Raw genomic sequence first — 23,687 nt, 5'->3', positions numbered from 1 at the left:
GATCTTGCGACCCTGACGGGACTCGAACCCGCGACCTTCGCCGTGACAGGGCGACGCGCTAACCAACTGCGCCACAGGGCCTTACTGGTACTGCGTACTCCCAACGGGATTCGAACCCGCGTTGCCGCCTTGAAAGGGCGGAGTCCTAGGCCACTGAACGATGGGAGCCCGGTCGGTTTCGGTGTACCGACCGACCGCGCTCTCAGGTGTTCCCCTGGGAGCGATTACAAGCATAGGGCACGTTCCAAGGGGTTTGCACCGGGGGTTCCTTAAGCGGTCAGCGAGCCTCCGACCTGCGACAACGTCCACGTCAGCGACCTGACCGCACCTTGCGACGCCGATCGGCCCGTCCGAACCCGCTCCGGACGATCGGTGTGCGCCACGCCACTCTACGCCGGACACTGGCCCGCAAGCCGAGATCAAGCCGCGCTTCCCGGCCATCGAGACACGAGTTCGCGCCAAGACCGGCGAGCACGACCAGCCCGCCCGCACACCGACGGCCGGGTCAGCGCTGCACGGGCGCCTGACCGTCGTCACCCGGACTCAGCCCGAGCATCTCCAGCAATTGCACGCAGTCCTCCACGTCCAGCGCGCCGGCCGCGACAGCGAGCCGGGCTCGGCGGACCTGGTCGTCGGAGACCCGTTGCCCTTCCGATGGCCCGCGCTGCGCCGGCACACCGCCGGACAGTGACGTGCTTCCCCCGTCGGCACCTTCGTACCGAAGGAGGAACTGACGAACTTCGACCGATCCGCTCATGGCCCCTCCATGCGGTTCGCAACAACTGGCCGCGAGGCTAACCAGCGGCGAGCGGCACCGGCAGCCCCCCGGAGAGTGAACCTGCGAACACTCTCCGAAGCTTCCCTGGTAAAGCATTCCAAGATCGCGCAGAACGATTTCTCCCGGCTTCCCCTCGCCGATCCCCGGAACTCGTGCAACAATCGGTGTTGCTGACACACCCCCGGTCAGCGCCTGTGGAGATCCCCTCCGACCCCCGCGTTCCTCCCCCTGGCGCGGGGGTCTCTCCATTTCTGCACACCGGTGCTGACCTGCGGATCTACTCTCCGTACTCCTGATCAACAGACAGTCGCGAAATGCGTTTACCGACTGGGCTGAACAGGTGATCAAATTGGGCTGGCCGAGCACGGAAATGCGTGTGTCGTGGCTCACAGTGGTTTCTTTGCCGAGACCCAACCGTTATCGTGACCGCGTGCCTCTTCCCTCCCTCGGCCGCCTCAGCAGCCGCACGAATCTCAAAGCCGTCTCGAGCGGGCGGCATCGCAATGCCGCCAAGGTCGCCGGCGACGAAGTCGTCGAGGACAAGGAGCTCACCAGCTACCTCGCCGCGCTCGCCCCGGACTCCGACCCGGAGAGCACCGGAACCGGCAGCCGCTTCGGCGACGCGCAGGTCTACCAGCTGCGCATGAACCTCATCGCCAGCCAGCAGCTCAAGGACATCGCCGTCGCCAGGAACCTGACCCCGCAGGCCTTGGCGCAGGAATGGATCCTGGAGCGCCTCTCGTGGGAGGGCCAGGCCGCCTCCGCCCAGGAGCGCCGCCACTCCGACGCCATGACCGACGAGTTCCACTTCCCGGCGGAGACCTTCGAACAGCCCCTCGTCGGACGCTGATCCCCGCCCCCCTGAACGAAAACCCCCGGCTTCCCCCGACGGCCGGGGGTTTTCCCTTTTCCGGGGTCGCCGAGCGGCCGGGGTCCCGGTGAGTGGGACGCTTCCCGGATTCGCCTGGGGATGTCTTGGCTGCGGCGCGAAACGGACGGCCTGGCTGATAGTTCGCCGCGGGCTGGGGCACGGCTCGCGAGCAGGCCCACAGCGCGGGGACGCCTGGCGGCGGCGCGACCCGACGGCGTGGCGCAACGGCAGTCCGGCAGCGCGGCGCGACGGAGACGTGACGTGCGGGCACCCGGCCTGGCAGCGGTGTGGCAGGGCATCGCGGCGGCGGGGCTGGGCATCACGGCGGCGCACTGGGCAAGGCGCGCATCAGATCGCTCCATGGCGAGACCCGCGATCACCGCCAACCGAGGCCCCGGCAGCCCGCTCCGGCCTCCAGCTCGGGGCAGCTGGCTCCCTTGCCTCAACTCGGGCAGCCGACTCACGCAGCCAACTCGGCAGCCGAATCCGGCGAACCAACTCCACCCGCAAACTCCGGCAGCCGACTCACGCAGCCGACTCCGGCTCGGGCGACCGACCACAGGCCCCTCGACCACGCCGCCAAACCCGGCAATCAGCCCAAGCCTCCCGGCCTTCACCGCCCCGCGGCCACCCGATCGAGTCAACTCGGCCGCACCCACTCACAGTCGGGGCAACCAACCGATCCGGCGTCGCCCATCCGTGCCCGGCCCCGCCGAAATTCGCCCGCGCCAACCCCGCCGAACCAGGCCTCGGCCGTGCTCCCCGGACCCCGGCCGAACCGACCCCAGCCGAACTCCCCCGAACCCCGGCAGCCCGCCGACTGCCCGAATCCGATCAACCTGTGGCGCACCCCACGAGCCACCCTGACCGGTGCTCAACCCACGACCACCGAACCGCCGCCCCATCAACAACCCAGGATCAACCGCGATAACCGTCGCCCCAAACATTCCCCACAACGGAACTCGCAATGAAAAAGGGCCCCGACGGGAAATCCCGTCGGGGCCCTTCTTTCAGGCCTGAGAAAACGCGCGGGCCTGACTCAGATCGCGCGGACCTTCTGGGCCTGCGGGCCCTTCTGCCCCTGGCCGACCTCGAACTCCACTCGCTGGTTCTCCTCGAGGGTGCGGAAGCCGCGTCCCTCGATCTCCGAGTAGTGCACGAAAACGTCGCCTTCGCCGCCGTCCTGCGCGATGAAGCCGAAGCCCTTCTCCGCGTTGAACCACTTCACAGTGCCTTGCGCCACCGCTGTACTCCTCGTAACAGATCCGCTTCGAATGCCACCGAAGCGGCACCCAGGCCGTCCCGGGCGGTTCCAACGAGACGAGCGAAGAGCTTTTCGGCCCCACGGCTCGCGTCAGAAGTTCCGCGAGTGTGAAGCCACGAACACGCAAAACGACGGCCTGGTCAGCAGCCTACCGGGATCTCACCAAATCTGAACCCCGTTGATCGCAAGGATCGGTTCCATCGTGCGCGCATCACCGGAACGTCGTATCGCCGCCTACGCACCGCTGTCGGACCCCGCGGCTACTCTGATCCAGTACACCCAGCGCAGTTCGGTGATGCACAGTGCGCGGTCGGTCGAGCCGCCTCCGTAATGGTCACTCGGTGCAGTGTGATGCTGGTCACCCCTTTTCCGGTGAACGTGAAGGCATCTCGGGACGTCTGGGTGTTCGGGGTACCAAGGGGAGATTGGGGATCGGTGTGACAATCCGACACTTCGCACGCCGCCGGGCCGGCGTCGCGGTGCTGGGCTTGGTCGCCGCGCTCACGCTCGGGGCGTGCAGCGGCGGCGGGTCGAGCGTGAACGCGGGCGGGACCGCGGGCGGCGGGCCTACCGAGGCGCCGACCACGCCGGTGAAAGCGGCGGCCGTGGCGCTTACGCCCGCTTCTGGAGCAGGGGACGTGGCACCAGGCGCACCGGCGAAGGTGACCGTCGCCAACGGCACTATCGGAGCTGTCACGCTCACGAACGCCGACGGCAAACAGGTGCAGGGGCAACCGTCTCCGGACAAGAAGAGCTGGAGCAGCACCGAAGACCTCGGCTACGGCAAGACCTACACCTGGTCCGGCCAGGCCACCGGCGAGGACGGCAAGCAGGTCCAGATCAACGGCTCGTTCACCACGGTCAAACCGCGCCGCCAGATGCAGGGCAGCCTGAACGTCGGCGACGGGCAGACCTACGGCATCGCGATGCCGATCGCGCTCACGTTCCCGAGCCCGGTCAAGGACAAGGCCTCCGTCGAGCGCGCGCTGTCGGTGGAAACCACGCCGAAGACCGAGGGGTCGTGGGCCTGGCTCGAAGGCGACACTTCGGTGCACTGGCGGCCGAAGGAGTACTTCAAGCCGAACACGAAGGTTGTCGTCTCGGCCAACATCTACGGCGTTTCGATGGGCGACGGCGTCTACGGCAAGCAGGACGTCTCGGCGAGCTTCAGCATCGGCCGCTCGCAGATCGTCAAGGGCAACACCCAGGAACACACCATGCAGGTCGTCCGCGACGGCCAGCAGGTCATGGACTTCCCGGTGAGCTACGGCCTCGACTCCGACCCGGGCCGCGTCACGCACAGCGGAACGCACGTGGTGATGTCGAAGCACGCGACCTACTCGATGAGCAACCCGCGCTACGGCTACACCGACGTGAACGTGCCGTGGGCGGTGCGGATCTCCAACAACGGCGAGTTCATCCACGGTCTCGCCGGGTCGATCTGGGCGCAGGGCAAGAAGAACATCTCGCACGGCTGCCTCAACCTGTCGCCGGCGAACGCGAAGATCTACTACGACAGCGTCCTTCCCGGCGACCCGGTGGAGATCTCCGGCAGCACCCAGCAGCTGGGCGCGAAGGACGGCGACTACAACGACTGGACCTACGACTGGGCGTCGTGGACCAAGCTGTCGGCGCTGTCCGCGTAACCGAGAACCGAACAAGCACCACCGGACGGCCGGGAGAGCTCGAACTCTCCCGGCCGTTCGCTTGTCCGGCGAGAAAAAGAAACCCGATGCAACCCCGGCGAGCGCCGGCCGCATGACTAGAGCAGACAAGCGCCACCCGGCGCTCGTGGAACCAGGAGGAAACTCGTGCGTGTTCGCTTCGCTCTCGCCATCGGTTCGCTGCTGCTCGCCGGAGGCGCGCTGACCGGCGGCGCGGTCGCTTTCGCCGCGGACGCCCCGCCGTCGGCGCAGCCAGCCCCGACGAAGACCGCCCCGGCCGAGCGGCCCACTGCCGCGCCCGCCCCGGCGCCCACGGACCGCCAGACCACCGCCGCTCCGGCCCCGGGTGCGCCGCGGGTCGCCGCTCCGGGCACCGCGCCCAAGACGGGCAAGCGCGTTCCGACCGCCGTGCCCGCGGGCCCGACCGGCGACCTGCACCTGCCCTCGGTCTGGGGCTGATCACCCGGTGCCCTCCCGCTCCAGTCCGGCGTCCGGGCCGAGCTCGCCGTGGGACGGCGAGTTCGCCCGGTACTTCGGCGAGCGCGCGCACAGCCTGCGGTCCACTGCCTACCTGCTGTGCGGGGATTGGCACCGGGCCGAAGATCTAGCGCAGGCGGCGCTGCTCAAGCTGTACCTCGCCTGGCCGCGGCTGGCCCGGCACGACGCGCTCGACGCTTACGCGCGCAAAATCGTGCTGCGCACTTTCCTCGCGGAAAACCGCCGCAGCCGCTGGAAACGGGAGCGGCTCACCGACGCACCACCTGACGTCCCGGCTCCTGCCGCCGAGACTGAGCACGACCAGCTGATCCAGCAGGCACTCGCCGCGTTGGCCCCGCGCCAGCGCGCGGTGCTGGTGCTGCGGTACTTCGAGGACCTGTCCGTCGAGGAGACCGCCGCGGCGCTCGGCTGCCGGACTGGCACGGTGAAAAGCCAGGCCGCGCGCGGTCTGGCCACCTTGCGGACCCGGCTGGGCCCGCATTTCGAGGCTTTGCCCGTCCCGGGAAGGAGGTGAACGAGATGGTCTCCGAAGATGCCGAAAACACCGAAGCTGTGCGCGCCTTGTTCGCGCAGGCGCCGGACGGCCCGCCGATGCGGGTCGACGCCGCCGACGTGATCGTGCGCGGTGCCGCTATCCGCCGGAAGCGCAAGCGCTGGGCGGTCGCGGGAAGCTCCGCCGCGACGGTCGCGGTGATCGTGGTGGCCGGTCTCGCGGTGGGCAGCCGCGGGACCGAGCAGCCGCCGGTCATGCCCGCCGGACCGGGACTCGCCACCGTCTCGCCCGCCCCGTCCAGTCCGGCCAGGCCGATGAAGACCCCGTCGTATCCGGCGCCCGGTCCGGAGGTGAGCCCGGGCTCGCCGGACAGGCAACCGCCGACGGAGCCCGGTCAGCGGGCGGGAACCTCGCGGCCCGCACAACCGCCGCGGGCGCATCCGACCACGAGCGAACGAGCTCCCGCGTCCCTGCGTTCACCTGCGGGAACCGCGTCGTTACCCAGCCCGACCTCCGGCTGAAACGCTTTCGTGGCAAGAGTGGCGGACGTCACCAGATCAAGTGGGTTTTCGACGAAATATCCCGGGCTTTCGGGGCGATGTTCTCAGTGACGGCCGGAGCGGCCGTCGAACCAGTCGCTCAGCCGGCACAGGATTGGCCGGCCCGAGAACCTGAGGAGGAAGCACCATGGTGCTCGTTGCACTGATGATCGAAACCGTTGTTGCCGTCGTGGTCGCCGGTGGCCTGGCAGCTTGGGCCCGTAAGCGCTTCGCCCCGCAGGTGATCGAGGCGACGCAGAACAGCTGACTTCGCAACGAAAACCGCCCTCCGTCCTTAATGGACGGAGGGCGGTTTTCGCATGGTCTCAGCTACTCACTTGCTGGCACCGGCCAGCTTGCCGCCGGTGTCCGAGGTGTCGATCTGCTCGATCGGCACCTGGGAGGTCTCCGGGATCTTGATGATCGGCACCAGCGCGATCAGTGCGGCGATGATCAAGTAATACGCCGGCCAGTCCGCGTTGCCGGTGCCGTCGATCAACGCGGTGACGATCACGCCGCAGGTGCCGCCGAACAGCGACGTCGAGATGTTGTACCCGATGGCGAACGAGCCGTAGCGCACGCGCGTCGGGAACATCGCCGGGAACGTCGAGCCGATCACCGCGAGCAGCAGCGCCAGCAGGATCGCCACGACCAGGAAGCCGATGATCAGCCACAGGAGACTGCCGGACTGCATCAGCTTGATGCTGGGCCAGCTCAGCACGATGAACCCGATCGCCGCGGTGAGCATCAAGGGTTTCCGGCCGATCCGGTCGGACAGCGCGCCCAGCGGGATCAGCAAGGCGAACTGCACCATTTCCACGCCGATGATGATCAGGCTCGATTCCGTGGAACCGATCTTCAGCGTGTCGGTGAAGTAGGACGGCATCGTGGTCAGCAGCATGTAGTCCGCGATGTTGACCAGCAGCACGATCCCGATCAGGTTCAGGATCATCCGCCAGTTGCGCTGGATGGTCTCCTTGAGCGGGGCCTTCTCCGACTTTTCGCCCGCCGCCTCGAGCCTGCGGAACTCCGGCGTGTCCTCGAGCTTCGACCGCAGGTAGAGGCCGATCGCACCGATCGGAAGCGCGATGAAGAACGGAATCCGCCAGCCCCACGAGTCGAACTGCTCGGTCGACAGGGACAGCGACGTGATCAGCACGGTCGCGTTGCCCAGCACGTAGCCGGCCAGCGTGCCCATCTCCAGGAAGGAACCGAAGAAACCGCGCCGTTTCGTCGGCGCGTATTCCGCGATGAACGTCGCCGCGCCGCCGTACTCGCCGCCGGTCGAGAAGCCCTGGATGAGCCGCAGCAACAAGATCGCGATCGGCGCCGCGATGCCCATGCTGTAACCGCCCGAATACGTCGGCAGCACGCCGACCAGGAAGGTGCAGCCGGACATCAGCAAAATGGTGAGGGCGAGAACCTTCTGCCTGCCGAGCTTGTCCCCCAACGGCCCGAAGAACGCTCCGCCGAACGGCCGTACGATGAAGCCGACGGCCAGCAGGGCAAGCGATTTCAGCACCGCGTTGCCCTCGCCGGGGAAGAACAGTGTTCCGATGCTCGTCGCGATCGCGCCCGAGGTGAATACGCCGTAGTCGTACCACTCGGTCGCATTACCCATCGCGGACGCGATCACCGCGCGTTTGACTGTTCTCTGATCAACCTCGGGTTTCCCCGCTTTTGGCTCACTCATCCCGGCGGTGACCTCCTCCTGCACACGTCCCGGTACATCCGTTGGAGCACATTTCCCCAGTCTTGACCCGTTGAACCAAGCTGGCAGGGTGAGTCGCGAAATTTCTACCGTGCGGAATTTTCCGACTACCCTGCGCTCAGGAAATGGGCCCGCGCCGGTCAGGGCGGGTGCCGACGGGTCCTTCCGCCGGGTTAACGTCGTCCCATGAGTCCTGTTTCCGGCCCGTGGCCGCCCGTGCCGGTGGAGCCGCCGGAGATCCACCCGAAAGCCCCCGCGCCCGGCACTGAACTGGGCGCCCACTTCGCCGAATGCTTCGGCTGCGGCGACGAGGTAGACGACGGCCTGCACCTGCGCTCAGCCATCGGCGAGGGCTACACGGTGCACTCGAAGTTCACCGTGACGTCCGCGCATCAGGGCGCCCCGGGCCTGGCTCACGGCGGGTTGCTGGCGTGCGCCTTCGACGAGGCGCTCGGCTCGACGGTCGGGAACCTGCTGCACCGGCCCGCGGTGACGGGCAAGCTCGAGACGGACTTCCGCCGTCCGGTGCCGGTCGGGTCCACGTTGTACATCGAGGCCCGGCTGGACGGGGTCGCCGGCCGGAAGATCTACGTGAGCGCGGACGGGCACCTGGACGCCGCCGACGGGCCCGTGGCGGTGAATGCCCGGGCGGTGTTCATCGCGGTGGGCTTCGAGCACTTCAGCACGCACGGCGACCCGCAGGCGTTGGAGAAGCTCGCCGAGCAACACCGCCGCAACAAGCGCGAGTGGGACATCAACCCCTGATGTCCGTGAAGGGCTCCTTGAGGGAATCTGGGCCCAATGCCAGGGACTTAAGCCGCGTGACCTCGGCTCGCTGACTGTCCACAAAGGACGCCAACAATGCCGAAATGCCCGATTTGTCACCATGCGGCCGGGTCTTGAAGTCCGTGAGGGGAACCCTGAGCTTGTTGTTTAACCTTTGGGGTGTTGGGTGGCCCCTGGTTGATCATGGGTGAAGCCCTTGGGTGATCATTCCTTCTTGCGACAGTTGGAAGATCAACCCAAGGGCTTCGATGACAAGTGTGCACGACCTTGCTGCTGCGGGCGCGTTCGGGGAGCTGTCCAGGTTCCGCCAGGAGTTCTACGATTGCCTGTCCGCGCGGGGTGACGCGTTGTTCGAGCTGACCGACGCGCTGCTGTGCGCCGAGGGTCCGGTCGCCTCGCTGGTCGAGTTGTCGGTCGCCGCCGAGCACCGGCGTGGCCACGGCGCCCTCTACGACGGGGTGAACCAGGGCCGGGTCGACATCGACCGGCTCCGCGACGCGGTCGCCCGCCGGCGGATACCGCGCTGCGACGACGGCCGCATCGTGCTGGCCGTCGACGTCAGCAACTGGCTGCGGCCCGACGCGTCCACCAGTCCTGACCGCGCGTTCTGCCACACCTATGCACGCGGCAAAGGCCGAACCCAGATGATCCCCGGATGGCCCTACTCGTTCGTGGCCGCCCTCGAACCCGGCCGCACCTGCTGGACCGCGATCCTCGACGCCCGGCGGCTGCGCCCCGACGACAACCACACCGACCTCGCCGCCGCCCAGCTGCGCACGGTCGTCGACACGCTCGCCGCCGCCGGGCACTGGCGCGAGGGCGATCCCGACATCTGGATCGTCGGCGACAGCGGCTACGACGGTCCCCGGCTGGCGTTCCTGCTCGACGATCTCCCCGTCCGGTTGCTGGTCCGCCTGCGATCGGACCGGGTGCTGGCCTTCCCCCCGCCGCCGCGGCGGCCAGGGGCCCCCGGACGCACCGTCCGCCACGGTCCCCGGTTCGCGTTCGCAGACCCGCAGAGCTGGCCGGAGCCCGCGCACGCCACGACCGCCGACACCGCCCGCTACGGCGCGGCGCACGCACGCTCGTGGGATCGGCTGCACCCGAAGCTGACCCGCAGCGACGCGTGGGCCCCGCACGAGGGCGCGCTGCCGATCCTGGAGGGCACGGTGATCCGCCTGCAGGTCGAGCGGCTGCCCGGCGCGTCCGCGCCGAAACCGTTGTGGCTGTGGTTCTCCGCCACCGCGAGCACCGCCGCGCAGGTGGACCGGTTGTGGCAGATGTTCCTGCGGCGTTTCGATCTCGAACACACATTCCGGTTCCTCAAGCAGACCCTGGGCTGGACGAGACCTCGCCTGCGGACACCGGCCGCGGCGGACCGGTGGACGTGGCTGGTGATCGCGGCCTGCGCCCAGTTGCGCTTGGCGCGGCACCTCGTGGAAGACCAGCGGCGCCCCTGGGAACGCACGGCAACGACACCAGCCCGACTGTCCCCCGCCCGCGTCCGTCGAGGGTTTCGCGCCGTTCGCCTGACAACCACCGCGCCCGCCAGCCCGCCGAAACCCTCCCGGCCCGGCCCAGGACGTCCAGCAGGGTCACGAAACTCCCACCGAGCACCACGCCACAACCCCGGCAAGACCCCAAGAACAACCGCCACAGGTTAAAAGACAAGCTGAGGGAATCAGAGTCCCTCAGGGTTCCCCTCACGGACGCCTGGCCCCGCCCAGGTCCTCCGACCTGGGCGAACCGCATTCGCAGCGCCGCCTTAAGTCCCTGGCATTGGAATCTAAGTCCCTCAAGGAGCCCTTCACGGACGGTCAGGTCAGGGTGCGGGGACGGATGGCGTTGGCGCGGTCCACCAGCGCGATCCGGTCGGTTGTGTTGTCGGTGAGCCGGGCAAGCGACCGGTAGCAGCGCTCCAGTCCGAATCGGACGTCACGCTCCTCCAGTTCACAGCCCAGCACCTTCGCCGTCGTGACCGGCTTCGTCTGGTTCGGCACCTTCAGCCAGTCGTAGGCCGCTTCCAGGACCTCCGCGCTGAGCCGCGTGTGCCGTTCGGCGTCGAGGTTGAGCCGCTGCAACCGGCCTGAAGCATCGACCAAGTCGCCCTCGGTGACAGTCGGGTGTTCGCCAGTACCAACGCCTTGTGCGCGAGTCTTGATCTTGATCGCGGCGACCTGCGCGTCCACGTAATGCGTGGAAGTAGCCGGAACCCCTTCCAGCACCTCGACCGCGCTCTCCCGCGCTCCCTGCGCCAGATAAACCCGCGCCAGACCGAACGCGGCACTCACATACGTCCGGTCAGTCCGCCACACCAGCTCATAGAACCGGGCGGCACCGAAGTAATCCCCAACGCCCTCAGCACTGACCGCCAACGCCAGCTTCGGCGCGATCTCGCCGGGCAGATCGTCGTAAACCGCGTCGAACGCCACGTGCGCGACCCGCGGCCGACCACCGGCCAGCTCGATCAGCCCGCGGTACCAGTCAATCCGCCAGTCATGCGGGAACCCGTGCCGGATCGCCAAATACTGCGCGGCCTGCAGTTGCCGCTGCGCCTCCACGAACTCGCCCAGCTCGATCCGAGCCCGGACGATCCGCAACCGCACCTCAATCGACTCACGCGGCGCGGTCGCAAGAGCCTCGATCGCCTCGTGCGGATCAAGCGCGGTAGTCGTGGCAAGCACACCGGCAGCCGGGTCGTCCGTGTCCACCTGCGGAATCGGCAGACCGGCGACAACCTCGGCGGCATCCGGCAACGGCACCCGCTCACCCTGCTCGGGCACCACCAGATGAACACCGAAAGTCCGGCTCTCCGGCCCGAACACCGTCGACGCGGCAGGCCGCGGCTGACCAGTCCCCAGCGCCATGATCTCGCGCAGAACCCCGGTCAGCTGATCAGCCATGTCGTCGGCGGCGATGAACCGCCGATCCGGATCGGCATGCGTAGCGCGCTTGAGGAACCGGTAGTACGACCCGAAAAGCGCGAACAACGGCACCGCGTCGGGCCCGGGCAGCGTGTTCTTGAACTCCCGCGTGTAACCGGCGAACTCGAAGCTCAGCACAGCCAACGTCCGGCCGACCGTGTACAGGTCCGAAGACACCGAAGCGCCGTGCGACGCCAGCTCGGGCGCGCTGTAGCCGGTGGTGAAGAACAGCGGGCTCTCGTAGTCGTCGAGCCGCCGCACCGCGCCGAGGTCGATCAGCTTGAGCTGCTCGCGGGTCTGGATGACGTTGTCCGGCTTGAGGTCGCAGTACAGCAGGCCCTGGCCGTGCAGGTAGCCGAGCGCGGGCAGGATTTCCAGGCCGTACGCGATGACCTGGCCGATCGGCAGCGGCTCCGGCCGGTTGCTCTCGCGGTGGTGCTGCAGCGCGAGCTCGCGCAGCGACTGGCCGCCGACGTACTCCATGACGATGTAGCCGACGGAGTTGCCGGTCTGCGCGTCCGGATGCTGCACGAAGTTGTGGATCTTGACGATGTTCGGGTGTTCGACCTCGGCGAGGAACCGCTGCTCGTTCGCCGCGGCGGCCATCGCGGTGGAGTCGCCGGTGTCGATCAGGCCCTTCAGCACGACCCAGCGGTCGGACACGTTGTGGTCCTTGGCCAGGTAAATCCAGCCGAGACCGCCGTAGGCGAGCGCGCCGAGCACCTCGTACTGGCCGCCGACGACCTCGTGCGCCTTCAGCTTCGCGATGAACGAGAACGACGTGCCGCACTTCTCGCAGGTGCCCTCGGGCTCGCCCGGCTGGCCGTCCTTGCCGCGGCCGACCTTCGCGCTGCAGTTGCCGCAGAACCGCTTGTCCTCGGCCACCACCGGGTTCGCCAGTACCGCGGTCGACGGATCGCGGTACGGCACCGGCGGCACGTCGATGAGACCCGCGCCGAGCCGTCCGCGCCGGGACCGGCGGGTGCCGCGCGAGCCGGTACGCCGCGAGGTGCCCGGGAACGAGCCGGTTCCGGTTCCAGTGCCTTGCGAGCCCTGCGAACCGTGGGTGCCGGTGCCGTGGCCTTCGCTGCCGCCGGAGGGCAGGACGCTGTCCGTGCCGTGGTCGGGCAGCGGGCCGCCGTCGGCGGGGGCCACCCGTGGCGCCGGCGGCATGATGCTCTGGGTGTGCGGCGTCGGGCTGGCCAGCACGCTGGTCGGCATCGGCGCGGCCGGGTCGACCGGAGCGACCGGCTGGTTCGACTGCGGCAGGATCACCGGCGCGAGGTCGCCCGGCGGACGCGTGGGGGCTTCCCCTCCCTCGACCGGACGCTGGCCCTGAGCCGCGGCGCCCATCGGGATCGGGCCGGAGTTCGGGCCGGTGGCGCGGTTCTCCGGCTGCCTCGACGGACGGTTTCCCTGGGCGCCCTGGGGCTGCTGCGGGCGGTTCGGCGGGACCGGTCGCTGTCCGGTGCGCGACTGCGGCGGATACGGCTGCCCCTGCGACGGCGGCGCGGGCTGGCCTGGCGCGGCGGCCGGATACTGCTGGCCTTGCGCAGGCGGACGGCCCTGCGGCGGCATCGGCTGGCCGCCGCGCGGAGCCGGACGGCCCTGCGTCCACGGCGGCTGACCCGGCTGAGCCGACTGCCCCGGCTGCGCGGGCTGTCCTGCCTGACCCGGTTGACCGGGCTGTCCTTGCTGCTGTGCCTGCCCCTGCTGAGCCCCGGGACCGGACGGCCCCCGCTGCCCCTGCTGACCGGCTTGGCCGCCCTGAGCGCCCTGGGGACGCTGCACCGGAGCGTTGATCAACGTCTCGGCATCGGGATCCGGCTGCGGGTTGAGCCGCCCGGACACCGACGGTTCCGGGGTGTCCCAGCGCACCGGCGGCGGCGGAGTCCACGAAGCGTCGGCCGCCTCGCCCCGCCCGGACGGCTGGTCCGCGGCTTTCGCCGGGTCGCCGTCCCCCTCCGGTGCTGCGTGCCGAGGACGGCGCGCCTCCTCCGACACAACTACCTCCCGAGCTCCCCGCGGCAAACCTGCCGCTCAAAAAGTACAACTTGCGCGGCGCCCGCGCCGCAAGACCGGCCGGTCAGCCGTATTGCGGGGACGGCGGGTTCGCCGGCCCCAGCCGCGCGCCGACCCAGTTCTGGTAACTGCTCGCCCAGGTGCCGTCGCCGCGGATCTTGTCCAGCACCGCGTTCACGAAGCGGACCAGGTCCTCCTCGTCCTTCGGGATCCCGACGCCGTAATTCTCCTGCGTCATCGGATCGCCCGCGACCTTCACCGTCGGGTCCTGTGCGGCCATGCCGGCCAGGATCGTGTCGTCCGTGGACACCGCGTCGACCTGGCCCTGCTGCAGCATCACCAGGCAATCCGACCAGTTCGGCACCGACACCGCGACCGGTTTGGCCGGGTCGGTGGCGATCTTCGCCAGCGAAGTCGACTTCGCCGCCGCGCACACGCGTTTCCCGGCGAGGTCGCTCAGCGACTGCGCGTTCGACGACTTCGGCACCAGGATCTTCTGCCCGGCCACGTAGTACACCGACGAGAACTGCACCTGCTTCCGGCGGGCGCAGGTGACGCTGTAGGTCCGGACCACCACGTCGACCTGGTGGTCCTTGAGCACCGTCTCGCGCTGCGACGACGTGATCGCCCGGTACTGCACGTGCCCGTCGGAACCGAAAATCGCCTTGGCGATCTCGTTGACCAGGTCGATGTCGAAGCCCTCGAGCTTGCCGGTCTTCGGATTCCGGAAGCCGAAGAGATAGGTCGTCTGGTCGACGCCCGCGATGAGCTTCCCGCGCTCTTTGATCTTCTGCAGGCTCGGTCCAGACGTGTCCAGACCATTCGGCGCGAGGCTGGCGAGCGGGTTGCAGCTGGTGTCGGAGTCGCCGCCGGCCGTGGCGTCGGGGCCGCCGACGCCGGCCGGGGTCGGCCAGGCCGCATCGGTGACCGGCGCGGCCTCCATCGGCTGGTCCGCCGTCCCGCAGGCGGCGGCGAGAACCGCGACCACCGCGAGGACGGCAGTCCGGACGAAGTGCCGCGACCGGATCACCTGTACTCCCTCAATCTCTCTCGCACGCCGACTGTCGCGCCGCCCGCGGCGAGCACCGCCAGCACGCCGACGCCCGCCGCGAGCGCGGTGAGCGCGTTGTCGCCGGATCTGGTGCTGTCGAGGAATTCCTGACGGCAGACGTCGATCGCGGCCTGAAGGTTCGTGTCGAGCCGGGCGAACGCGGCGGCGGCGCTGTTCGGGCTCACGCTCGTCGCGAAGTCCACCGCCTCCTGGTACTGCCCGCCGTCGTCGAGGCGGCGCACCTGAAGGTGGGCCAGCGACCATTCGCGCGCGGCCTGCTCCGCCGCTTCGATCTTCTTCTCGCCCGCGGTGCCGGACGCGAGATCGCGCGCCTGGCCGAGCAGCCCGCCCTTGCCGTCGGCGCCGACGAGATTTTCGGCCAGCTTGATGAACTGCTGCTCGTACGCGCCACCGTCGCCGCGCGCGACCAGCGTGAGGGTTTCGTCCGCACGCGCCTGCAGCGCGTAGATCCGGGCCCGCACCAGGATGTCGACCTGCGAACTGCCGTCGGTGCGCCCGGTCGCGACGAGACTGCCTTGCACGACGAGCGCGACCGCGCCCCACAGCAGCGACAGCACCATGCAGCCGGTGGCCACGAGAAGACCGATGTTCAGCACGCGGTTTGTCCGGCGGGTCAAGTAGATCTGCGCGACCACGAGCGCCGCGAGGAGCACGAGGATCAGCGCGACCGCCACCCACGGCACGTCGCTGCTGCTGTCCTGCTCGTCGGAAAGCTTCTGGGTGTGCGCCTTGTAGAGCGCGTCCGCGGCGGGAAGGATCGTCGAGCGCATCAACTGCGAAGCCTCGCGCAGATACGAAGCACCGGACGGGAAACCCTGCCGGTTGTTCGCCCGCGCGGTCTCGACGATCCCGGCGTAGACCGGGACCTTCTGGTTCAGGATGTTCACCTGGTCGGCGGCGTTGCGGACGTCAGCGGTGTCCGACGCCGCGCGCGCGAGCGCGGATCCCGCTTCGGCGATGTCCTGCTCGTACCGCTTTCGCAGCGCGGGCGGTTCGGTGCCGACGGAAAGAAAGGCACTGGCCGCGGTCGCGTCCGCGTCCGACAGCGAGCGGAACACCTGCTGCGCGGCGGACGCGAGCGGCTCACGGTGGTCGATCAGGCCGTTGATCGTGTTGTCCTTGTCCTTCACGGACAACACGCCGACGAGCCCGGCCACCAGCGACAGCAGCACCAGCGCGACCGCGATCAGCGACAGCTTGCCGGGCGTGGTGGTCGACGATCTGACGACCGCGCGCACCGCCTGGCCGGGCAGGTCAAGCAGCCCGGCGATTCCGCTGCGGCCCCGAAATTCCTCTGGTGGGGGCTCGGCAGTCGTTTCCGGCCGCGTCGCAGTGCTGCTCATCCCCGATCCTCCCCGTGTGCCACTCGCAGAAGGTAGCCGGTCGGGCAAGTCGCAGCGAACGACACCCGGAAGGTGTCACCTGCACGTGATCTCAGCCAGCGCAGCGACCGTGGCTTCGGCCTTTCTCGCCGGTTCCGCTTGTAGCGGTACTGCGCAGCAACCCCTGGGTTGCGGCTTCGGCCATTGCCGCGCGTACGTCGACGCACCACGGGCCGTCTGCGCGCAGTTCTACGTACGCGCCTTCGCCGTTCTTCAGCTCCAGCTCGCGTTCTCCGTCTACCGCGATAACGCCGCCACCTGCGGCAAGGTCCACGCGTATGCCGGGACGCAGCACTCCCCAGCCGCGTACGCCGACCGGACGCACCACGCCGGGCGCGATCGCGGCGTGCACCACGTACGCGGAACTCTCGACCGGACCAAGCTGTAGCGCTACGCCATCCGCGCTGGAACGAGAACTCGGACACAGCTGTCCGGCAATGCTCGACAGGCCAATGCCGTCCGGCTCGGCGAAGGTGCAATACAACTCAGTGAGCGCGGTGGGATCCCAGAGCGCCTTCGCGCCGACGTGTTTGTTCATCGAAACCGCGACGTCCACCAACGCGATCTCGCGGCGGTTCTTCGTGACGACCTCGAGCATGCTGACCCGCTGGGTCACGAGGTCCGCGTCGACCTGGCCGCTCGCGACCATCCCGGCGGCGAGCCCGGCCACCGTGGCCTCGCCGGCCTGCGGAAACGCGTTGTTGGTGCCGGTCGGCAGTGCGAGCAGCGGCACGTCGCCGCAGGCCTTCGCGGCGACGCGGGCAGTGCCGTCGCCGCCGAGGCACACGATCACGCCGGCCCCGGCGTCGACCATCCGGCGCACCGCGTTGACGGTGTCCTGCGCGGTGCCGGTGAGCGTGTCCTCGTCGCAGAACTCGACCGCGGGCAGCGGATCGCGGCCGAGGTCGCGCAGGACGGCGGCGGAGATGCCGCCGAGATCAGTCGAGAGCAGCACGCGTTCGACGCCGGTCACCGCGAACGCCGACAGCAGCCGGCGCACCAGATTGGCCTTCTCCTCGACCGGGACGGCCGACGCCTGCGTGACGAGTCTTCGGATGTCCTGTCCGGAGGCAGGGTTCGCCACTATCCCCGCAACGACTGCCCCCATCGGGCACCCCCAAGTCTGCTGCCGCCAGGGGGCCAGCACACACGTCCGGCCGCGCGGAGGAAAGGGTTGCACGGACGTTGCATCGCACCGTGCCTCCACGCCGGCCAGAGCCTACCCTGGGTTCCCGCGTGGCTACCCATCGTTCAAACGAGAGAAGCAAGCCCTTCGTAGGTGTACCCGGCTTCCTCGACCGCAGCGCGGACGGCGGTCTCGTCGAGGGCTTCGGCGCCGCGGACCGTCACGTGCCCGGTTTCGACGTCGACGGTCACGTTCTCGACCCCGGGCACCTCGGTGAGTTCTTCGGTGACCGACTGCGCGCAGTGGCCGCAGGACATCCCGGTGACGAGATAAGTGTTTTCGCTCATGTCCGCGAGCCTACGAGCATCCGGGCACGCCACGATCGGGTGATCCACAATGGCCGGTCAGGCACAGAAAGCCTTGGCGGGCAACACAATCCGCATCGTGAGACGACCCTGGTCGCGAGACGGCCGCTGAAACGAAAGAAGCCACCACCCCCGAAACCGGGAGTGGTGGCGACTTAGCGATCAGACGCAGGTCAGATCAGGTTGACCGACGTGGCCTGCGGGCCCTTCTGGCCCTGGCCGATCTCGAACGACACGCGAGCGTTCTCCTCGAGGGTACGGAAACCGTTGCCCTGGATCTCGCTGTAGTGCACGAAGACGTCGCCGCCGCCGTTGTCGGGAGTGATGAAGCCGAACCCCTTCTCGGAGTTGAACCACTTCACGGTGCCCTCAGTCATCTAAACAATCTCCATACATAAAACCAAAACAGGAAGCCGACCGACGTCCTGGGCCCAGACACGGGCGAGATGTGTTCCCCGAAGAGGAAGATCACGCCCGCTGAGTCTTGCGAGCGTGCTTAACCACGAACACAAAAATCGAGACCAACCAAAGTAAAGCACAGCGGAGCGGGCCCGGACAAGCCGACTCACCCCAGTTCGCGCTACCGGGTCACTCCCCGCTGGCCTGGCGAAGCGGTGCGCCGAACGGCGAGCGCCACTCAGCGCCCTGGTCGGACGCGACCACGGCTACGTCGTGCGCCTCCGAACTGGCGCTGAACAGCACCGGAACCACTCCGGACCGGTTCTGCTCGGGCACCTCGGCGACCGCGCCGTGCTCCGGCTCCTCGCGCACTACGGACACCAGCGCACCGGCCCGCGCGGACCGGGCCCGGCCGCGAGCCGTCGCCGCGGCGGTACGGGATTTCCCGTCCTTTTCGTCGGCCATGACGAACTCCCCTCGTTCCTTCCTCGCGGCAAGCGAGGCGATGACCGCGATGGTGCCATCCGGCACCGACAAAATCCGGCCGAAACCGGTTGTTCCCCACCCCTGAAACGGGCCGAATGGCCGCGAACCGAGCCGGGGAGCGTGTCCACCCGGGAATTTCCCCAACCGAACGCCGGCCGAACCTAGCCGAGCGAACCGGGTCCGGATGCCGAACCCCGGGAACACCGTCAGGCTACCTGAGCGAACCCCCGGCAGCTAGCGCACGTTCCCGGCGTTTCCCTGTGTTCTCAGGAAGATTTCAGGTCCCCGAGGGTCGCGGGGCTCCGAGAAGCGTGCTGAGCCGCACGTCCGGAGTAACGACATCCGGGTCTGTGCGCACGTCGATCACGCACGGCCGCTGCCGGACGAGCGCACTCGCGATGATCGGCTCGAGCCGCTCGCGATCGTCCACCGTGTACCCCGCCGCACCGAGCCCTCGCGCCCACGACGCGAAGTCAGTCAGTGGGATGGTCACTCCGGACAGCCGTCCGTGCGTACGCGCCTGATGCATCGCGAGAGGGCCGTGCAAGCCGTTCTGGAACACGACCACCATCACCGGCGCGCGGTAACGCACAGCGGTCTCGATCTCTTGCCCTGTCATGAGCGTGCCCGCGTCGCCGACCATCGCGACCACAGTGCGCCGCGGCTCGGCGAGCTTGGCCGCTACCGCGGCAGGGACCGCGTACCCCATCGCGGCGTTGCTCGGACCGAGCTGGCTGCGCGGAGCGGTGAAGCACCAGTAGCGATGCATGAACTGCGCGAAGTTGCCAGCGTCACTTGTGACAATGGCGTCCTCGGGCGCGAGCTTTCGCAGCGCGCGCACGACGTCGACCGGATGCACGCGCGTGTTGTTGCTTGTGTTCGGCGGTGTCATGAAGGTGTGTACGGCGGCGTTCGCGGCCGACGCTCTGCGCGTACGCGGCGAAGCGATCGCGCGCAGCTCCTTCAGGAACGGCTCCACCTCAGTGTCGACCCGGAACGTCAGGCCGCGCCGGCGTTGTTCGTCGATGCCAGTGCCGACAAGGACAAGCGTCTGCTGCGGAGTCGGATAGCGGAAGCCCTGCGTCGTGACTTCGTCGAGCTGAGTGCCGAGCGCGAGCACGAGGTCGGCCCGTTCGAGCGCGTCGAGCTGGCGCGCGGGGATGCCGAGGCCGAGGTGTCCGGCGTAGCGCGCGTGGTTCTCCGGGAACGCGTCCTGGCGGCGGAAAGCGTTGTACACCGGGAGCGCCAGCTCGTCCGCCACCGCGATCAGCTCGTCCCGCGCCGACCGCGCGCGCCCGCCGACGATGACCACCGGGTAACGCGCTTCGTCCACCAGACCGGCTACCGCTTCCGCCGAACGGCCCAGCGTTCCGGTGACGGGCGGGCGAACCTTCGCCACCGGTTTGGCCGAGTCGTACGGCACCCCCCACGCGTCGCTGGGCACGCCGATGACGACCGGACCCGGCCGTCCTTCGCGGCAGCGGGCGAGACCTTCGGCGAGGAGGTGCGGCACGTCGTCGGGATCGTCGGCGCGGACGACCCATTTGGCGACCGTTTCGAACATCCCGGTCGAATCGGACGCGGGCACCTCGCCGGTGAGCACCGGGTCGAGCGCGGGGGTTTCGAGCAGCACCACCATCGGCGTCTCGTCCTGGTACGCCGTCTGCACGCCCATGACCAGCGCGGCGGCGCTCGGGCCGCGGCTGGAGAGCAGCACGGCGGGGCGTTCGGTGAGCTTGCCCTCTGCCTCGGCCATGAAGGCGGCGCCCGAATCGTGGCGGGCCGAAACGAGCGTGACGTCGCGCTCGCGGCGGAGCGCGTCGAGCAATTCCAGGAACGACTCGCCGACGACCGCGTACACCCGGCGAACCCGGGCCTCGTTCAAGACGCGTACGGCCGTTTGCGCGACGGTGGTTCCCACTTGGTATCTAATGAGGAGAGCTTAGGGCGGCACCGTGAACCGGCGTCAAGTGATCTTGAACAACTCGCCGCGGGATTGTGCCGATTGCCGGATCGCGCTGCCCACCAGTTGGGAGGACGCCGTCGTGACATCCGCCGAACATGAGACTGTTTTCACTTATGGGGCTCCGGCGCTCAAATACGGAACCGGCTCGAGCGACGAGATCGGATACGATCTTGCCCAGTTCGGCGCGCGCAGAGTGCTCGTCGTCACCGACCCGGTCGTCGCGGCGACCGGCTGGCCGGAGCGGATCGCCGAGGGCATCCGCGGCTACGGGATCGCGGCCGAGACGTTCGACGGCGTACACGTCGAACCCACTGACGTCAGCATGCAGAAGGCAGTCGACTTCGCCCGCGGCACCGGCCCGTACGACGCGTTCGTGGCGGTCGGCGGCGGCTCCAGCATCGACACCGCGAAGGCCGCCAACCTGCTGACCAGCAACGACGGCGAACTGATGGACTACGTCAACGCGCCGGTCGGCGGCGGCCGCGCGCCGGCGAAGCCGCTGAAGCCGCTGGTCGCGGTGCCGACGACGACCGGAACCGGGTCCGAAAGCACCACGGTGTGCGTGCTGGACGTGCTGTCGCTGCGGGTGAAGAGCGGGATCAGCCATCTGCGGCTGCGTCCGACGCTTGCGGTGGTGGACCCGCGGCTCACGGTCAGCCAGCCCGCCGGAGTCACCGCGGCGAGCGGGATGGACATCCTTTGCCACGCCGCGGAGAGCTACACCGCCAAGCCCTACACCGAGTTCGACCGGAAGCGGCCGGAGGAGCGCGTGCCGTACTGCGGGTCGAATCCGCTGGCGGACATGTTCGCGGAGAAGTCGCTGCAGCTGCTGTCGTGGGCGCTGCCCGCCGCGGTGCGCAACGGCGAGGACCTGGCCGCGCGCGAGGCGATGGCGCTGGCCGCGACGTTCGCCGGGCTCGGCTTCGGCAACGCCGGCGTGCACATCCCGCACGCCAACGCGTACCCGATCGCCGGGCAGGTCCGGGATTTCCACCCCGACGGCTACCCCGGTGACGAAGCGATGGTTCCGCACGGCATGGCGGTCTCGCTCACCGCGCCCGCCGCGTTCCGGTTCACCTTCGCCGCGAACCCGGAACGCCACCAGCGCGTCGCAAGGCTGCTGGCCCCGGACTTCGAGTGGTCCGGCGACTTCGCCGATCACCTGCCCGCCGTGCTGACCATGCTGATGCGCGAGATCGGCCTGCCCGCCGGAATCGGCGCGGTCGGGTACACGGAGTCCGATGTGGACTCTCTGGTGGAGGGAACGCTGAAGCAGCAACGGTTGCTGGCCACCGCGCCGCGCACACCGTCCGAAGAGGACTTGTCGGGGATTCTGCGCGACTCGGTGCGGCTGTGGTGAGCTACCCGCACTGGCAGACGGTTCCGTTGCGGTGGAAGGACAACGACGTCTACGGCCACGTGAACAACGTCGTGCACTACTCGCTGATGGACACCGTCATCAACACCTGGCTGATCGAACGCGGCGGCCTCGACATCGAGTCCGGGCCGGTGATCGGGCTGTGCGTGGAATCGCGTTGTGCTTACCACGCTTCGGTTTCGTTCCCGGACACGCTGCGGATCGGACTGCGGGTGGCACACCTCGGGCGGTCGAGTGTGCGGTACGAGATCGGGATGTACTCGACCTCGGAAACCTTGGTCGCGGAGGGGCATTTCGTGCACGTGTTCGTGGACCGCGAATCGCGGCGGCCGGTCGAGGTGGCCGGAAAGTTGCGGGAATCGTTGGCGGAACTGGCTGTTTGACGTTTGGGGTGCGCTGAGGTTGCCCGAGAGTGCGAAACGGCACTGCGGGCGCACCTTCGGCTTGTGGTGAGCGTCTGCCTGGGTAGAAGAAAGTTCGGTCAAACAATCACCAGGAGGCCACCGTGATCGCTCTTCGCCGCACCCTCGCCGCCGCTGCCGTCCTCGCCGTGGCAGGTGGGACCGCTGCCCTCACCGCGACCTCCGCGAGCGCGTCACCAGCCGAAACACCGTTCTGCACCGACGCCGACGTCACGGTCACCGCCACCCCGGCCACGGACCACGCGGCCGGGCACCACGCCGACGTCCTGCACTACTCCGCGGCCACTCCGACGACGCACTGCACGCTCAGCGGCGCTCCGTACAACACCGTCTTCTACGACAACGCCAACGCCCCGCTGGGCGTACCGACCACTTCGGACTCCAGCGAAGGCGCGCCGGACGTGCTCATCGACGCGACGCACACCGCCAGCTCGTACGTCGTCATCCCGACCACCGCCGAGCCCGGCCCGAACTCGGTGAAGGCGCTGGAAATGCACCTGCCGTCCGACGCGTCGCGCACGCCGATCGGCGTCTACTGGCCCGGCAACGACCTGACCACGTCCGCGCACTTCAGCGTGATCACCCAGGACTGACCGCTCGCAGCGCCCGGCCGCCGAGTTCGCGCAGGTGCTCCGCCAGCTCCGGCGGTTCGTGCACCTCGAACTCGCGGCCAAGGCTGGTCAGCCGGAACGCCAGCCACTCCAGGGTGTCGGCCGGGCTGACGACGCGGCAGGTGCGGTCGTCCACCGCGGTCACTTCGCTTGCTGCGCCCCAAATCCGCGCCACCGCGTCCGCCGGCGCGTGCACGGTGACCACCGCGCGATGCGTCGGGCGGGAGGTGTGCAGCTTCTTGGTCACGTACGCCGCCGGGTCCTCGGCGGGCAGGTCTTTCGCGGTGAACCGGGTCCCGATGGGTTTTGGTTTTTCGATGCGATCGACCCGGAAGACCCGCCAGTCGTCGCGGTCGCTGTCGAACGCGAGCAGGTACCAGCGGCGGCCGGACGACACCAGATGATGCGGCTCAACCAGCCTTTTCGTCGCTTCTTTGGCGAGGTAGTCGAACCGCAGCCGCTCGCGGTTGGCGATCGCCGTCGCGAGGACCGTGAGCGACTCCGGATCGACGCGCGGCCCGTCGTTCACCGGCAGCGGCACCGTCGCCTTGCTCAGCACACTCACCCTGCGCCTCAATCGGGACGGCAAGACCCTCTCCAGCTTGGTCAGCGCCCGCACCGACGCCTCGTCAATCCCGGTCACGGCGTGCCCCGACGCCATCCGCAACCCGACGGCGATCGCGACCGCCTCCTCGTCGTCGAGCAGCAACGGCGGCATCGCACTGCCCGCGACCAGGCGATATCCGCCCTCCGCGCCCATCGTCGCCTCGACCGGATACCCGAGCTCGCGCAACCGCTCGATGTCCCGGCGAACCGTGCGCCCCTCGACGCCCAGCCGCTCCGCCAGCTCACTGCCCGGCCACTGCCTCGGCGTCTGCAACAAGGACAGCAACTGCAATAACCGCGCCGCGCTCATGATCTAGGACCATA

The 23,687-nt window shown here is 68.8% G+C and carries 22 protein-coding genes and 2 tRNA genes; 10 read left to right on the top strand and 14 right to left on the bottom strand.

Features of this window, described 5'->3' with window-relative positions:
* Positions 1-7 precede the first annotated feature (7 nt).
* The 3 genes from ACFORO_RS34785 to ACFORO_RS34775 form a co-directional block, all read right to left on the bottom strand.
* Positions 8-81, bottom strand: a tRNA-Asp gene (locus tag ACFORO_RS34785).
* 14 nt (positions 82-95) lie between these two features.
* Positions 96-168, bottom strand: a tRNA-Glu gene (locus tag ACFORO_RS34780).
* Between the two features lie 337 nt (positions 169-505).
* Positions 506-757, bottom strand: coding sequence for a hypothetical protein (locus ACFORO_RS34775; RefSeq protein WP_377874271.1), 252 nt, complete (start codon positions 755-757; stop codon positions 506-508).
* 451 nt (positions 758-1,208) lie between these two features.
* On the opposite strand from ACFORO_RS34775, the gene ACFORO_RS34770 reads away from it, so the two are divergent.
* Positions 1,209-1,628, top strand: a complete 420-nt coding sequence (locus ACFORO_RS34770; protein ID WP_354738757.1) for a hypothetical protein — start codon at positions 1,209-1,211, stop codon at positions 1,626-1,628.
* Positions 1,629-2,688: 1,060 nt separating this feature from the next.
* Here the strand turns inward: ACFORO_RS34770 and ACFORO_RS34765 are convergent.
* The gene (locus ACFORO_RS34765; RefSeq protein WP_003097368.1) at positions 2,689-2,892 is read right to left on the bottom strand and encodes a cold-shock protein; all 204 of its coding nucleotides are present in this window, start codon (positions 2,890-2,892) and stop codon (positions 2,689-2,691) included.
* 458 nt (positions 2,893-3,350) lie between these two features.
* Here ACFORO_RS34765 and ACFORO_RS34760 point away from each other — a divergent pair, with 458 nt between their 5' ends.
* From ACFORO_RS34760 to ACFORO_RS34745, 4 genes are all read left to right on the top strand, one after another.
* Positions 3,351-4,559, top strand: a complete 1,209-nt coding sequence (locus ACFORO_RS34760; RefSeq protein WP_377874275.1) for a L,D-transpeptidase — start codon at positions 3,351-3,353, stop codon at positions 4,557-4,559.
* A gap of 165 nt (positions 4,560-4,724) precedes the next feature.
* Positions 4,725-5,036, top strand: coding sequence for a hypothetical protein (locus ACFORO_RS34755; RefSeq protein WP_354738762.1), 312 nt, complete (start codon positions 4,725-4,727; stop codon positions 5,034-5,036).
* A 7-nt stretch (positions 5,037-5,043) separates the two neighbouring features.
* Positions 5,044-5,589 carry a SigE family RNA polymerase sigma factor gene (locus ACFORO_RS34750; RefSeq protein WP_344287969.1) on the top strand — a complete coding sequence of 182 codons (546 nt, stop codon included), beginning with the start codon at positions 5,044-5,046 and terminating at the stop codon, positions 5,587-5,589.
* A 5-nt stretch (positions 5,590-5,594) separates the two neighbouring features.
* Positions 5,595-6,089: a hypothetical protein gene (locus tag ACFORO_RS34745; RefSeq protein ID WP_377874278.1), complete on the top strand. Its 495-nt coding sequence runs from the start codon at positions 5,595-5,597 to the stop codon at positions 6,087-6,089.
* Between the two features lie 352 nt (positions 6,090-6,441).
* Here ACFORO_RS34745 and ACFORO_RS34740 read toward each other — a convergent pair whose 3' ends face one another.
* Positions 6,442-7,800, bottom strand: a complete 1,359-nt coding sequence (locus tag ACFORO_RS34740; protein ID WP_354738768.1) for an MFS transporter — start codon at positions 7,798-7,800, stop codon at positions 6,442-6,444.
* Positions 7,801-8,004: 204 nt separating this feature from the next.
* Here ACFORO_RS34740 and ACFORO_RS34735 point away from each other — a divergent pair, with 204 nt between their 5' ends.
* Both ACFORO_RS34735 and ACFORO_RS34730 read left to right on the top strand, forming a co-directional pair.
* On the top strand, positions 8,005-8,583 hold the full coding sequence (locus tag ACFORO_RS34735; RefSeq protein ID WP_067594954.1) for a PaaI family thioesterase: 579 nt from the start codon (positions 8,005-8,007) through the stop codon (positions 8,581-8,583).
* 269 nt (positions 8,584-8,852) lie between these two features.
* Entirely contained in the window at positions 8,853-10,268 is a 1,416-nt protein-coding gene (locus ACFORO_RS34730) for an NF041680 family putative transposase (RefSeq protein ID WP_377874281.1), read from the top strand.
* Between the two features lie 153 nt (positions 10,269-10,421).
* On the opposite strand, the gene ACFORO_RS34725 is transcribed toward ACFORO_RS34730, so the two are convergent.
* The 8 genes from ACFORO_RS34725 to ACFORO_RS34690 form a co-directional block, all read right to left on the bottom strand.
* A complete protein-coding gene (locus tag ACFORO_RS34725) occupies positions 10,422-12,881 on the bottom strand; it encodes a tetratricopeptide repeat protein (protein ID WP_377874334.1) in 2,460 nt (819 codons plus the stop codon).
* A 733-nt stretch (positions 12,882-13,614) separates the two neighbouring features.
* Positions 13,615-14,580 (bottom strand): glutamate ABC transporter substrate-binding protein, encoded by a 966-nt coding sequence (locus tag ACFORO_RS34720; RefSeq protein ID WP_354738772.1) that lies wholly within the window; start codon positions 14,578-14,580, stop codon positions 13,615-13,617.
* Positions 14,577-15,965 (bottom strand): hypothetical protein, encoded by a 1,389-nt coding sequence (locus tag ACFORO_RS34715; protein ID WP_377874283.1) that lies wholly within the window; start codon positions 15,963-15,965, stop codon positions 14,577-14,579. The genes ACFORO_RS34720 and ACFORO_RS34715 overlap by 4 nt, the downstream gene beginning before the upstream one ends.
* A 91-nt stretch (positions 15,966-16,056) precedes the next feature.
* The gene (locus ACFORO_RS34710) at positions 16,057-17,112 is read right to left on the bottom strand and encodes an ATP-NAD kinase family protein (RefSeq protein WP_377874285.1); all 1,056 of its coding nucleotides are present in this window, start codon (positions 17,110-17,112) and stop codon (positions 16,057-16,059) included.
* Between the two features lie 143 nt (positions 17,113-17,255).
* The gene (locus tag ACFORO_RS34705; protein WP_377874287.1) at positions 17,256-17,477 is read right to left on the bottom strand and encodes a heavy-metal-associated domain-containing protein; all 222 of its coding nucleotides are present in this window, start codon (positions 17,475-17,477) and stop codon (positions 17,256-17,258) included.
* 191 nt (positions 17,478-17,668) lie between these two features.
* The gene (locus tag ACFORO_RS34700; RefSeq protein WP_116199576.1) at positions 17,669-17,872 is read right to left on the bottom strand and encodes a cold-shock protein; all 204 of its coding nucleotides are present in this window, start codon (positions 17,870-17,872) and stop codon (positions 17,669-17,671) included.
* Between the two features lie 211 nt (positions 17,873-18,083).
* Positions 18,084-18,359 carry a hypothetical protein gene (locus ACFORO_RS34695; protein WP_354738777.1) on the bottom strand — a complete coding sequence of 92 codons (276 nt, stop codon included), beginning with the start codon at positions 18,357-18,359 and terminating at the stop codon, positions 18,084-18,086.
* Between the two features lie 298 nt (positions 18,360-18,657).
* Positions 18,658-20,301 carry a thiamine pyrophosphate-binding protein gene (locus ACFORO_RS34690; RefSeq protein ID WP_354738779.1) on the bottom strand — a complete coding sequence of 548 codons (1,644 nt, stop codon included), beginning with the start codon at positions 20,299-20,301 and terminating at the stop codon, positions 18,658-18,660.
* A gap of 124 nt (positions 20,302-20,425) precedes the next feature.
* On the opposite strand from ACFORO_RS34690, the gene ACFORO_RS34685 reads away from it, so the two are divergent.
* The 3 genes from ACFORO_RS34685 (at position 20,426) to ACFORO_RS34675 (ending at position 22,739) form a co-directional block, all read left to right on the top strand.
* A complete protein-coding gene (locus ACFORO_RS34685; protein ID WP_377874290.1) occupies positions 20,426-21,706 on the top strand; it encodes a hydroxyacid-oxoacid transhydrogenase in 1,281 nt (426 codons plus the stop codon).
* Entirely contained in the window at positions 21,700-22,107 is a 408-nt protein-coding gene (locus tag ACFORO_RS34680; protein WP_377874292.1) for an acyl-CoA thioesterase, read from the top strand. The genes ACFORO_RS34685 and ACFORO_RS34680 overlap by 7 nt, the downstream gene beginning before the upstream one ends.
* Before the next feature lie 122 nt (positions 22,108-22,229).
* A complete protein-coding gene (locus ACFORO_RS34675; protein WP_377874294.1) occupies positions 22,230-22,739 on the top strand; it encodes a hypothetical protein in 510 nt (169 codons plus the stop codon).
* Here ACFORO_RS34675 and ACFORO_RS34670 read toward each other — a convergent pair.
* Complete coding sequence (locus ACFORO_RS34670; RefSeq protein WP_377874296.1) at positions 22,726-23,673, bottom strand: helix-turn-helix transcriptional regulator; 948 nt, start codon at positions 23,671-23,673, stop codon at positions 22,726-22,728. The genes ACFORO_RS34675 and ACFORO_RS34670 overlap by 14 nt on opposite strands.
* Between the last annotated feature and the right edge of the window lie 14 nt (positions 23,674-23,687).

It is taken from the genome of Amycolatopsis halotolerans (genome assembly GCF_042647905.1).
Classification (GTDB): domain Bacteria; phylum Actinomycetota; class Actinomycetes; order Mycobacteriales; family Pseudonocardiaceae; genus Amycolatopsis; species Amycolatopsis halotolerans.
This window is presented reverse-complemented; position numbering and strand designations above follow the sequence as displayed.